Raw genomic sequence first — 12978 nt, 5'->3', positions numbered from 1 at the left:
TTAATATCAATTGAAAGTCATTCTCGACAAAAAGTAAGATAGCGACCCCTTTCCTTCATGCTCAGGGAGTCGGTTTGTCGGATATGGATCTCAAAGGCTTGTTCCTCAAGCATGCCAGTACCCTGCGCGGGTATCTGGCGCGCAAGGTGCGAGACCCGCAGTTGGCCGCCGATCTGGTGCAGGAAAGTTTCCTGCGCATGGCCGAGCGTGGGCGCAAGGAGCAAATCGACAACACCCCCGGTTACCTCTACCGCATTGCCGGCAACCTGCTGGTCGATCACATTCGCCAGGAAACCCGCCGCAAGACTGACACGGTTACCCATGAAGCACTGGCTGACATCGAAGATGAACTGGCAGGGCTGGAGGCCCAGGCGATGGCTGAGCAACAGCGCATGGCTTTAAAACAGGCTTTGTCCGAATTGCCGGAGCGTACTCAGGAGATTTTCCGTCTCAACCGCATCGAGGGCATGACCCATGCTCAAGTCGCACGCCACCTTGAAATATCTGACAGCTCAGTGCAGAAACATCTGTCGAAAGCCTTGGCCTATGTCATGCAGCGCCTGCAAGAGCCGAGGAAATAACTTTCATATTTGTAGATAAATGGCTTACTGAGTTTCGATTAGCGAGACGTCACTGCTTATATATAACGAGAAATAGAGATTCACACCTGATGAGCCAAGGCCCCGAACAGCAGATCATTACTGAAGCGGCCGCCGAGTGGGCGGTGCGTCTGCACGCGGGTGCGTTGAGCGAGGACGACCAGGCGCAACTGGACCAGTGGCTGGCAGCTGACGCGCGCCATGCGCCAGCGCTGCGCTTTGCCGAGCAGACCTGGGCAGCGTTGGGGGAGTTGGCGCTGGAGGCCAGGCCCTTGGCGCATCGCCTGCCCCCGGCCGCTGCCCGTCCCGTACCGGTCACCCGCCGTCGGCGCCCGCTGCGTTGGGTCGGGCGTGCGGCAGTGCTGTCGCTGGTACTGGCTGTGGGCTGGGTCAGTGGCCCGACGTTGCTGTTACAGATGCAGTCCGACTACCGCACCGGCGCAGGAGAAATCCGCACGGTCCAACTCGACGATGGCAGTTCGGTCGAACTGGATGCCTCCAGCGCCATCAGCATCGACTACGACAGCAACGAGCGGCGCATCAGCCTGCTTGCAGGTTCCGCCGTGTTTGACGTAGCACCGATGGGCGAAGCCGAAACCCGGCCCTTTGTCGTACAAAGTGCAGGCGGGCGCACCAGGGCGCTGGGCACGCAGTTTGTGGTGGGCCGGGAAGGCAGTGAACAGGCATGGGTTGGCGTCTTGCAGCACAGCGTCGCGGTCAGCCTGCAAGCCCCGCCGGTGCAAGGCGCGGCACAGTACACCCTCGAAGAAGGCCAGAGCGCTCGCTATAGCGCCAAAAATGGCGTGCAGCCACTGCCCGGGTTTGACCTGAGCGCGGCAACCAGCTGGCGCCGTGGCGTGCTGATCTTTGATCGCCAGCCGTTGGGGCAGGTGATTGAGCAGCTCAACCGTTATCGCCCCGGCCAGATCCTTTTGGCCAACCCCGCCTTGGCCAGCCGACAGGTCAGCGGCGTATTCCGCCTTGAACTGCTCGACAGTGCCTTGCAAGCCCTCACCCGGGAACTGCATGTACAGCGCTTCGAACTGGCGGGCGTCAGCCTGATTTACTGAGCCGCAAACATGTGTGGTGCACTGAAAAAGCCCTTTCTGAAAAATAATCGCAAAAACCCTTACTGACTTTCCCTTGCCTGCACGTCTTGCTATTGAGATTCATTCGCAAAGCAGCTCGTGCAGCCTGGGGAAAACAAAAATGATGGGTAGTCAGCGCAAAGGGGTGCAATCCGCAAGCCGGTTAGCCTTTGCTGTTCATGTCGCAGTTTTTGGATTGTTGGTAGCGCAAGCGCCATTACATGCGGCTGAAAAAGCCGGCAGCGCAGTCCAGCAAGAATTTATCGCCTTCCATATCCCGGCTCAGCCGCTGGACAAAGCGGTCCTGATCTTTGCCGAACAGGCCGGTTTGCAAGTGTTGTTCGACAGTCAGATGCTGCAAGGCCTCAAGTCCATGGCGCTGAACGGCGACCTGGGTGTGCAGGAAGGCCTGGGGCGCTTGCTGGGCAACAACCCGGTGGAATACCGCTTTACCGGCGAACGCCAGGTCACCTTGACTCGCGTCAGTAATGAACACAAAGACGCGCTGGCGCTTGGCACCACCTCAGTGACTGCCAGCGAAGGCAATAGTGCGGATTGGGTGTACCAGACACCTGAAGCGGTATCCGTGATTACCAGCGAGCAAATCAACAAGCGCGCCCCGCGTCACGCAGCTGACATGCTGGAGGAAACCCCGGGCGTCTACACCGCCGTCGATCAGCGCGACCCTGGATTGTCGGTCAACATCCGCGGCCTTCAGGACTATGGCCGGGTCAACATGAACGTTGATGGCATGCGCCAGAACTTCAACGTCAACGGCCACCAGCATCGCAACGGCGTGATGCTGATCGACCCGGAAATGATCTCCAGTATCGAAATCGACAAGGGCACCCAATCCGGCATGGGCGGTGCGGCGGTGCTGGGTGGTATCGCCACCTTCAAAACCCTTGAAGCCAGTGATTTTTTGAAAGATGGCAAAGAGTTCGGCGGGCGCGTGCGTGCAGGTAGCGGCATCGGTGAGCTGGGCAACGGTACTTATTTCAACGGTGGCGGGGTGTTCGCCTTCGGCAACGACATTGGCGATGCCTTGTTCGCCTACAGTGAGCGCCATTTCGGCAACTACCGCAGCGGTCGGCAAAACGCCGATAACCTGGGGGATGAGATACGGGTCAAACAAACTCGCCGTGAAGCCTGGAACAACTGGCTGAACAATGAGGTGGGTGACTCAGGTAGCGTGACGCGCTCGCAGATGGTCAAGTTCGGTCTCAATCTGCCCAACGATCAACGTGTGCAATTGAGCTATCTGAACACCGATAGCGATAGCAACGACTCATGGACTTACGCGATCAACAACGAGACCGACTATGAGTACAGAAGGCACAGTAAAAACAACCTTGGCACCGGCAACTATGCGCTTGATTACAGCTACAACCCTGACAGCGAACTGATCGACTTCAAGAGCAAGGTGTATTACGTCAGTACTGAACTGGTGCGTTCCAATGCCGGGCATCAAACAAGTGAAGTGCGCAATAACTACGATCCCTACAAAGATTTTTTTCGCACTGATACCTGGGGCGTTCAAGGCGAGAACACCTCGCGCTTCAACTTCGATTCCTATGGTCTGTTGAGCTGGAATTATGGCTTGGAGATGTACCAGGACACCTTCAAGCCCAAGACCAATAAAGTGGCGGCCTTGAGTGAGGTGGTCAAACCTTATGTTGATGGTGCCGACCCTTCTGGCAAACGCACCATGGCCAGCCTGTTCAGCAATCTGGAATACGATTACGACGGCTGGTTGACCCTCAATGGCGGCTTGCGGTATGACCGTTATCGCCTTGAAGGAAAGACGGGGATGACTCTCTACCGTCAAGAAATAATTCGGCATGAAAATGGTGTGCCGGTGGCCAATCTGGACCCGGCCAAACGCGTCGAAGACACGTATGACCTGGACCAAGAGAGCGGCAAGTTTTCACCGACTTTCGGTATTGCGATCAAGCCGGGCGTGGACTGGCTTCAGTTGTATGCCCGCTGGGGTAAGGGTTGGCGTCCACCGGCAGTGACAGAAGTATTGATGACGGGTCGCCCCCATGGCGGCAATGCTCCTGAACGAGTGTTCCCCAACCCTTTCCTCAAGGCAGAGGAATCCAGAGACTGGGAAGTGGGCTTCAATATTTTTAAAGAGTCGTTGTTTTTTAATAATGACCGGCTGGGCATGAAAGTTTCTTATTTTGATAACAAGATAAAGAACTTTTCGTTTATGCAATATGGTATCGCATTGCCGGAAACTTCAGGTGCCGCTAATTTTGGAGACCTGGCATACGTTAATAACTTGAATGGCACGCGTTTTCGCGGAATGGAGTACCAGCTGAATTATGACATGGGGCGTGTGTACACCAACTTGAGCTATACCCACATGATCGGCAGTAATGAGTTTTGCTCAAGTAACTATTATATGGGGGGTGCGAAAAAATCAGGTAAAACCCTGAGTTCTAAATATGAGAGTTACACACGACCTGATGGCACTAAAGGTTTGCGGAAGGCCAGGGAATACGAATTTATGGATGATCCGGCTGCCAACGGTAAAGTGAGTTGTGGCGGAGTAATGGGCAGTGCAGCCTATATGCCTGCTGACCGAGGCTCAATGACTGTCGGAGCACGATTTCTTGAACGCCGACTGGACACAGGTATTCGTTTGCGCTACAGCCGTGGCAACGGTGCTGATATGAATGCGCATAATTACTACAATATCGAACAGGCGACATGGCCCAAATACAGTGTGTATGACCTGTATGCCAGTTACTGGCCGACTAATGATATTAATTTAACCATGGTATTGGAAAACGCAACGGATGAAGCCTACTTCGTTGCTATGGGTGATGCTAATAATTTAAGCCTGGCCCGGGGCAGAACATTAAGTGGAATGCTCGAATACAAGTTTTAAACATCAGTGATTAGTGCGCTGTTAAAGATTTTGCTCGTACTGGGCAAAAGCACACAGGTGTGTGCAAGTTGTCACCGAAACTATCAATGGAAGAGAGTAAATCATGACTATTTCAGTAACTTATAACTCTGCTGCGGGCGCTTTCTCTGTTCATGACGTTTTGACTGAATGGTCTACAGGTTTCCGTACCGCCGATCATGGCACCGCCCATACCGGAGGTTTCAATACCGGCGGCCGCGCAATGACGGGCGAGCAATATGCAACTCAGGGCGCTAACGGTTCGACTTACGCCTTTGTGGCTGAAAGCGACACGGATAACGGTTTGAATTATGTGTTCAACCCTAAGCTGTCAGCGGGCGACAACATGAACCACTTCCTGTGGGGCAGCCTGGATAATGTGCAGTTGGGTGAAGTGCTCGGCGGTGGTAAGGGCAGCGACTTTACGCTGGGCGACTACACCGCTTCCTTCAACGGCCTCGACCTGTCCGCCGCCAGCGATGCTGGCCGTGCTGGCAACGCTGTTCAGGACGTGATCTACGGCCTGATGAAAGGCGACGTGTCGGGTCTGGAAGGCGTGCTCAACAACCTGCTGAGCGGGTTCGGTCTGAGCACCGATTCGACCTTCGACCAACTGGCGGCCGCTGGCCTGGCTCACTCGGATGCACCGCTGGCTGCTGATATCAGCCTGGTGGGTGTGCAAGAGCTGGTTCAAGACTGGGCGCTAGCGGCGTAACGCTCGCCACCCCCTGTTCTCACAGGCGATACCAACCCTGTGGGAGCCGGGCTTGTCCGCGATTGCATCGGCACGGTCTGGCAGTAAGACCGTGTCGTTTGTATCGCAGGCAAGCCTGCTCCCACAGGCATACCGGTCACCCTTTTTCGGAACTCTTTAATGACCCGGCCCAAAGCCCACGTCGCCAACGAGATGCTGGCTGCCTTGACGGCCTACAAGCGTGCTTTTTTCAATATTGGCCTGTTCTCGGCCGTGATCAATTTACTGATGCTGGCCCCGGCCCTGTACATGTTGCAGGTGTACGACCGGGTGCTGGCCTCGGGCAATCAAATGACCCTGTTGATGCTGACGCTGATGATTCTCGGCCTGTTTGGCCTGATGGGGGCGTTGGAATGGGTGCGTAGCCAGGTGGTGATCCGCCTCGGCACGCAGATGGATATGCGTTTGAATCAACGCGTTTACGACGCAGCCTTTGAAGCGCAATTGCGCACCGGAAGCCCGGCAGCGGGGCAGGCGTTGAATGACCTGACCAGCCTGCGTCAGTTCGCCACCGGCAATGCGTTGTTCGCATTTTTCGATGCGCCGTGGTTTCCGGTGTACCTGTTTGTGATCTTTATGTTCAGCCCCTGGCTAGGGTTGCTGGCGCTGGGTGGCGCGGTGCTGTTGATGATTCTGGCGTGGGTCAATCAGCGCGTATCGCAAGCGCCCCTTAAAGCCGCCAGCGAGTTGTCGGTGGAAGCGACCCGGCAAGCCAGTGCGCATTTGCGCAATGCCGAGGCGATCGAAGCCATGGGCATGCTCGACACCTTGCGTGGGGGCTGGCTTGCACAACACACGGCGTTTTTGGCACAGCAAAATCTGGCCAGTGAAAAGACCGCCACGGTCAGTGCCTGGTCAAAAGGTGTACGCCTGGCCCTGCAGTCGCTGGTGCTGGGGCTCGGCGCATTGCTGGCAGTACAAGGGCAAATCACTGCCGGGATGATGATCGCCGGTTCCATCCTGATGGGCCGCGTATTGAGCCCCATCGATCAGTTGATAGGTGTGTGGAAGCAATGGACTTCGGCGCGACTGGCCTATCAACGTCTCGAAGCCTTGTTGCAGGCGCACCCACCGCGCCCGGTGCGCATGGCATTGCCGGCACCACAGGGCGAGTTGTCGGTGGAGCAATTGAGCGCCAGCGCTCCCGGCACCCGTCGCGCCACCCTGGCCAACCTGAGCTTCACCCTGCCGGCCGGGCAAGTGATGGGGGTGATCGGGCCTTCTGGCTGCGGCAAGTCGACCCTTGCCCGGCTGTTGATTGGCGTGTGGCAGCCGTTGGCGGGCAAGGTGCGACTGGACGGTGCCGAGCTGTCGCAGTGGGACAAACACCAGCTCGGCCCGCATCTGGGCTATTTACCCCAGGACATACAACTGTTTGCCGGGACCATCGCCCAAAACATCGCACGCTTTACCGAGGTGGACGCCGACAAGGTGCTGGCCGCCGCGCAGCTGGCGGGTGTGCATCAGTTGATTCTGCAACTGCCTGAGGGTTACGACACCCGCCTCGGTGAAGGCGGTGCCGGGTTGTCCGGCGGGCAGAAACAGCGCATCGGTCTGGCCCGGGCGCTGTACGGCTTGCCGGCGGTGATTGTGCTCGACGAACCCAATTCCAACCTCGATGAAGCCGGGGAGCAGGCCTTGTTGCAGGCCATTACTCAACTCAAGCAGCACAAGCGGACCCTGATCTTGATTACTCACAAACCCAATGTGTTGACCCTGACTGACCAGCTTTTGATTCTGCGTGAAGGCCAGTTACAAGCCTTTGGCCCGACCGCCAAAGTGCTCGGTGCTCCCTCGGCGGCCAAGCCTGCGGCACCAAAACCGGCAATGAATGTGAGCTATCGGCTCGGTACGGTAGAGGCGAGCAAGGCATGAAACAGTCAACCGCCAAGGCCCTTGGCGACAGTAATGTGCTGCAACTGGATGACACCCGTTATGCGCGTCTGGGCTGGCTGCTGATGCTCGGCGGCTTTCTCGGGTTTCTTGGCTGGGCCGCATTGGCGCCGCTGGACAAGGGTGTCGCGGTGTCGGGCAAGGTCATGGTTTCGGGCCATCGCAAAGTGGTGCAGCACCCCAGCGGCGGGATTGTTGAGCGTATCGACGTGCGTGATGGCGACAAAGTGGCTGCGGGTCAGGTGCTGATACGTCTGAAAGAAACCCCGCTGCTGGGCCAGGCTCAGTCTTTGCGTAGCCAGTTCTATGGGTCGTTGGCCAGTGAGGCGCGGCTGAACGCCGAGGGCGATGGCGCCAGCCGCGTTAACTTCCCTGCCGAGCTGACGGCATTGGCGGCCGAGCCGGAAGTGGCTTCCAGCCTCGCCTTGCAGCAGCAACTGTTCGACAGTCGGCGCAAAGCCTTGCTGCTGGACCAGCAAGGTGTGGATGAAAGCATTGCCGGCGCCGAGGCGCAGCTGCGCGGGGTGCGAGATTCCCAGTCCAGCAAGGTGCTGCAACGCACGGCCCTGACCGAACAGTTGCAAGGCCTGCGTGAGCTGGCCCGCGAAGGCTATATCCCGCGCAACCGCCTGCTGGACACTGAACGGGTTTACGCTCAGATCCTGGGTTCGATCAGCGAAGACTACGGCCGCATCGGCCAGTTGCAGCGACAAGTGCTGGAAATGCGCCTGAAGATTCGGCAACTGGCCGAGGAATACCAGAAGGAAGTGCGCACTCAACTGGCCGACACCCGTGTGCGTACCGAGGACTTGCGCAATCGTCTGGCTTCGGCCGAATTCGAACTGGCCAACAGCCAGTTGCGTGCCCCGGTGGCGGGCATCGTGGTGGGCCTGGATGTGTTCACCGAAGGCGGGGTGATCAAGCCCGGCCAGGCACTGATGGAAATCGTGCCCCAGGGTGAGGTGCTGCTGGTGGAGGCGCGGGTACCGGTTGAGCTGGCCGACAAGGTTCACCCCGGCTTGCCGGTGGAACTGATGTTCTCGGCTTTTAGCCAAAGCACCACGCCTCGGGTAGCAGGTGAAGTAACGCTGGTATCGGCGGACCGTCAGGTCGATGAGCGCACCGACGAGCCTTACTACACCCTGCGTGCGCAAGTCAGCGAAGCTGGCATGGCGCAACTGGCCGGGTTGCAGATCCGCCCCGGCATGCCGGTGGAAGCCTTTGTCCGCACGGGCGAACGCTCGATGCTCAATTACCTGTTCAAGCCGTTGCTTGACCGCACCCACATGGCCTTGGTGGAGGAATGAGCGTGCGTCGATATGCATGGCTGATGTGCGCGCTCTTGGCTGGCCCGGCGCAGGCGCTGGGTTTGCTTGAGGCCTACGATCTGGCAATCCGCAACGATCCGACCTTTCAGGCGGCCATTGAAGAACGGGCGGCCGGGGAAGAGAACCGTGCCCTGGGCCGTTCGGCGTTGCTGCCGACCTTGTCATGGAACTACAACAACTCGCGCAACGAGTCCGAAGTCACCCAGGCCAGTACCCGTACCGACCGTGATTACCGTAGCTACGCAGCCACACTGACCTTGCAGCAGCCACTGCTGGACTATGAAGCGTACGCACGCTTTCGGCAGGGTGCTGCGCAGGCGTTGTTCTCCGATGAGCGTTTTCGCAGCAAAAGCCAGTATCTGGCGGTGCGTCTGCTCAGTGCCTACAGTCAGGCATTGCTGGCGCAGGAACGGATCGAGCTGAGCCGCGCGCAAAAGCGCGCCTTTGCCGAGCGTTTACAACTCAACCAACGGATGTTGAAGGGCGGAGAGGGCACCCGAACCGACGTGCTGGAAACCCAGGCGCGCCTGAGCATGGCGGTGGCTGAAGAGATCGAGGCGCAAGACAATCAGGATGCTGCCCTGCGTGAGCTGGAAGCGATGCTTGGCGAGCCTTTGCAAATAGAACAGCTTGATCCCTTGGCGCCGCGTTTTGCAATCCTGCCCCTGGAGCCCCGGCGCTTTGAAAGCTGGCGCGAGCTGGCGTTGGCCAATAACCCGGAACTGGCGTCGCAGCATCATGCGCTGGTATCGGCCGAGTACGAGGTGGAACGCAAGCGGGCCGGGCATCTGCCCAAACTCAGCCTGTATGCCAGCAGCCGTCAGACCAGTTCCGACTCCGAAAGCACCTACAACCAGAAGTACGACACCAACAGCGTGGGCATCCAGCTCAGCGTGCCTTTGTTTGCTGGGGGCTCGGTGTCGGCGTCGACCCGACAGGCGGCGCGGCAACTGTCTCAGGCGCAGTTCGAGCTGGACGCGCAAACGGCGACCACCCTGGTGGACTTGCGCAAGCAGTACAACCTCAATAGCAGCGCGGCGGCCAAGGTACGGGCTTATGAAATGGCGGTGGAGTCCGCCGGTGCACTGGTGCAGGCGACGCAGAAAAGCGTGGGCGGGGGCGAGCGGGTCAATCTGGATGTGCTGGATGCCGAGCAGCAGTTGTTCAGTGCCAAGCGGGATTTGGCAGAGGCGCGCTATGCGTATTTGCTGGCACGGGTGCAGCTCAAGTATTACGCGGGGTTGTTGAACGAAGGAGATTTGCGGCAGGTGGCGGGGTATTTTCAGTGAGTTTGAAGAGCCCCTCACCCTCGGGGAGAGGGTGAGGGTGAGGGGCTTTTGACTCAAGGCCTAGCGACGAACCAGCAACACACCCGATTCCATGTGGTGAGTCCACGGGAACTGGTCAAACACCGCGCAACGCTCAATACGGTGAGTGTCGTGCAGTTGGGCGATGTTCTCGGCCAATGTCAGCGGGTTGCACGAGATGTACAGGATGTTGTCGAAACGGCGGGTCAGCTCGCAGGTGTCCGGGTCCATCCCCGCGCGTGGCGGGTCGACGAAAACGCTGCCGAAGTCGTAGCTTTTCAGGTCAATGCCCTGCAAGCGACGGAACGGACGCACTTCGTTCAGGGCTTCGGTCAGCTCTTCGGCCGACAAACGTACCAGCGTGACGTTATCCACAGCGTTGTCGCGCAGGTTGTTCAGCGCGGCGTAGACCGAGGTCTTGCTGATTTCGGTGGCCAGCACTTTGCGTACACGGGTGGCCAGCGGCAGGGTGAAGTTGCCGTTGCCGCAATACAGCTCCAGCAAATCATCCGCACGCTCGCCCAACGCTTCGTATGCCCAATTGAGCATTTTCTGGTTGACCGTGCCGTTTGGCTGGGTGAACGCGCCTTCAGGCTGTTGATAAGTGAAGGTGCGACCCGCGACTTCCAGCTTTTCGACCACGTAATCGCGGCCGATCACCACGCGCTTGCCTTTGGAACGGCCAATCACGCTGATGTCCAGGTCTTTGGCCAGCTGCTCGGCAGCGTTTTGCCAGTGTTCGTCCAGCGGGCGGTGATAGCACAGAGTGACCATCGCATCGCCTGCCAGAGTGGTCTGGAACTCCACCTGGAACAGCTTGTGGCTCAAGGCTGAGCTGGCTTTCCAGGCGGCCTTGAGCTGGGGCATCAGTTGATTGATGCGCAGGCTGGCAATCGGGAACTCTTCGATCAGGATCGGCGTGCGCTTGTCGTCCTGCGCGAACATGGCGTAGTGACGCTCGCCCCCTTCGCGCCACAGGCGGAACTCGGTCCGCAGACGGAAGTGTTTCAGAGGCGAATCGAACACCTGCGGCTCGGGCGCATCGAAAGGCGCCAGCAGCTCGCGCAGACGATTGGCCTTGGCCTCAAGTTCAACGGCGTAGGTAGCAGAATCAAACGGCAATGCACTCATGCTGCAAACCAACCTAGCTTGACCACAAACAGGATCGACAGAATGATCAGCGGTGCATTCAGCTCACGGGCGCGGCCCGACAGCAGCTTGATCACGGTCCAGGAAATAAAGCCGAAGGCAATGCCGTTGGCGATGGAGTAGGTGAACGGCATGGCCAGCGCGGTGATGACCACCGGTGCGGCAACAGTGATGTCGTCCCACTCGATTTCGGCCAGGCCACTCATCATCAATACGGCTACGAACATCAGTGCAGGTGCAGTGGCGAAGGCCGGAACGCTGGCGGCCAGTGGCGAGAAAAACAACGCCAGCAGGAACATGATGCCGACCACGATGGCGGTCAGGCCGGTACGGCCACCGGCGCTTACGCCTGCTGCCGACTCGATGTAGCTGGTGGTGGTCGAGGTGCCCAGCAGCGAACCGGCCATGGCCGCGGTGCTGTCAGCAATCAGGGCGCGGCCCATTTTTGGCATGTGCCCGTCTTTACCCATCAGGCCGGCGCGCTTGGCGACGCCAATCAGGGTGCCGGAGTTGTCAAACAGGTCAACGAACAGGAAGGCGAAGATCACACTGATCAGGCCGATGTCCAGCGCGCCTTTGATATCCAGTTGCAGGAAGGTCGGGGCCAGGGAAGGCGGCATCGACATCACGCCACCGAACTCGGTCACGCCCATGGCAATGGAAGCAAGGGTCACGGCCAGAATGCCGATCAGCACTGCACCGCGCACTTTCATTGCCTCAAGGGCAACAATCAGGGCAAACCCCAGGGACGCCAGGATCACTTTCGGTTGGGCCAGGTCGCCCATGCCCACCAAGGTCGCCTTGTTGGCAACCACGATGCCGGCGTTACCCAGGGCGATCAGCGCCAGGAACAGGCCGATACCGGCTGCAATGGCCGAACGCAGCGGCAGCGGGATGCTGTTGATGATCCATTCGCGGATGCGGAAGATCGACAGCAGGAAGAACAGCACCGCCGAGATGAACACCGCGCCCAGCGCTACCTGCCAGGTGTGGCCCATGTGCAGCACCACGGTGTAGGTGAAGAAGGCGTTCAAGCCCATGCCCGGTGCCAGTGCAATCGGGTAGTTGGCGATGATGCCCATGGTTGCCGAGCCGATGGCCGCCGCCAGGCAGGTGGCGACAAACACGGCGCCTTTGTCCATGCCCGTTTCACCGAGGATGCTCGGGTTTACGAACAGGATGTAGGCCATCGCCAGGAAGGTGGTGATACCCGCAAGAATCTCGGTACGCACATTGGTGTTGTGTGCTTTGAGTTGAAACAGCCTTTCCAGCATGCCAGTCCCCGTGGCGCCAAATGCGCCGTGATTAAATCGTTTTCAACAGCAAAGCACAGACGCGGATCGCCTGAAGAATTTCTGTCTGTCGGAAAAAGCCGCGCATCATACCAGCAGCTCGTACATATGGCTGCTTTGGTTACCCGGCGGGGCCATGTTTTGTAACCTTGAGACAGAAGGCATACTGCGTGCCAGTTTTCGGAGGGATCTATGAATCACACCATCAAAGCAGTTTGTGCCTGTGTCGGCTTTATGATCAGTGCCGCTGCCCATGCTGCGCCCGCGTTACCTTTGAGCGCTGTCGAGATACTCAAAGTGGCGTCTGTTACCTGCGCTGTAGAGGATGTGTCGGACGGCCGCAAGCAAACCCGGTGTGACCATAACGGCCCCGATATCAAGGTTTACGTGCTGGAGCGAGGTTATGGCGGCCAGCCCAATGTCACCCTGGATGGCCAGGAAGTGGACGGCGTGCGAGCCCCGGTTTGCAACCAGGGCGAGGGGCTGGTGGCCTGTAACGGTGCGGGCACCACTGTGGGGCACCTCTATACCTTTGACCTGGGTAACAAGGACGGCGGCAGCTTCGAGTTCAGTAACACCTCGCTGGTGCCACCGCACAACCGGATGGGTGCACAGCTCTATATAAAGTGAGAGCTGTTGTCGGAACGGGCT

General features: G+C 58.5%; 10 protein-coding genes. 8 read left to right on the top strand and 2 right to left on the bottom strand.

The window, feature by feature from the left end; all coding sequences use genetic code 11:
- The first annotated feature begins 74 nt into the window (after positions 1-74).
- From ACZRMS_RS18625 to ACZRMS_RS18595, 7 genes are all read left to right on the top strand, one after another.
- Complete coding sequence (locus ACZRMS_RS18625) at positions 75-581, top strand: RNA polymerase sigma factor (RefSeq protein WP_463996496.1); 507 nt, start codon at positions 75-77, stop codon at positions 579-581.
- 86 nt (positions 582-667) lie between these two features.
- Positions 668-1669 (top strand): FecR family protein, encoded by a 1002-nt coding sequence (locus ACZRMS_RS18620; RefSeq protein WP_463996510.1) that lies wholly within the window; start codon positions 668-670, stop codon positions 1667-1669.
- A gap of 142 nt (positions 1670-1811) precedes the next feature.
- A complete protein-coding gene (locus tag ACZRMS_RS18615; RefSeq protein ID WP_463996509.1) occupies positions 1812-4586 on the top strand; it encodes a TonB-dependent receptor in 2775 nt (924 codons plus the stop codon).
- A gap of 103 nt (positions 4587-4689) precedes the next feature.
- Positions 4690-5319 (top strand): heme acquisition protein HasA, encoded by a 630-nt coding sequence (locus ACZRMS_RS18610; RefSeq protein WP_463996495.1) that lies wholly within the window; start codon positions 4690-4692, stop codon positions 5317-5319.
- A gap of 159 nt (positions 5320-5478) precedes the next feature.
- Positions 5479-7233 carry a type I secretion system permease/ATPase gene (locus ACZRMS_RS18605; RefSeq protein ID WP_463996494.1) on the top strand — a complete coding sequence of 585 codons (1755 nt, stop codon included), beginning with the start codon at positions 5479-5481 and terminating at the stop codon, positions 7231-7233.
- Positions 7230-8558 carry an HlyD family type I secretion periplasmic adaptor subunit gene (locus tag ACZRMS_RS18600; protein ID WP_463996493.1) on the top strand — a complete coding sequence of 443 codons (1329 nt, stop codon included), beginning with the start codon at positions 7230-7232 and terminating at the stop codon, positions 8556-8558. The genes ACZRMS_RS18605 and ACZRMS_RS18600 overlap by 4 nt, the downstream gene beginning before the upstream one ends.
- The gene (locus tag ACZRMS_RS18595; protein ID WP_463996492.1) at positions 8555-9868 is read left to right on the top strand and encodes a TolC family outer membrane protein; all 1314 of its coding nucleotides are present in this window, start codon (positions 8555-8557) and stop codon (positions 9866-9868) included. Before ACZRMS_RS18600 ends, ACZRMS_RS18595 begins: the two co-directional genes overlap by 4 nt.
- Before the next feature lie 60 nt (positions 9869-9928).
- On the opposite strand, the gene trmA is transcribed toward ACZRMS_RS18595, so the two are convergent.
- Positions 9929-11017 carry a tRNA (uridine(54)-C5)-methyltransferase TrmA gene (gene trmA / locus ACZRMS_RS18590; RefSeq protein WP_463996491.1) on the bottom strand — a complete coding sequence of 363 codons (1089 nt, stop codon included), beginning with the start codon at positions 11015-11017 and terminating at the stop codon, positions 9929-9931.
- Complete coding sequence (locus tag ACZRMS_RS18585) at positions 11014-12309, bottom strand: NCS2 family permease (RefSeq protein WP_463996490.1); 1296 nt, start codon at positions 12307-12309, stop codon at positions 11014-11016. The genes trmA and ACZRMS_RS18585 overlap by 4 nt, the downstream gene beginning before the upstream one ends.
- Before the next feature lie 210 nt (positions 12310-12519).
- On the opposite strand from ACZRMS_RS18585, the gene ACZRMS_RS18580 reads away from it, so the two are divergent.
- Positions 12520-12957, top strand: a complete 438-nt coding sequence (locus ACZRMS_RS18580) for a DUF4879 domain-containing protein (RefSeq protein ID WP_463996489.1) — start codon at positions 12520-12522, stop codon at positions 12955-12957.
- Positions 12958-12978 lie beyond the last annotated feature (21 nt).

This window comes from Pseudomonas sp. B424 (assembly GCF_055408345.1).
This window is presented reverse-complemented; position numbering and strand designations above follow the sequence as displayed.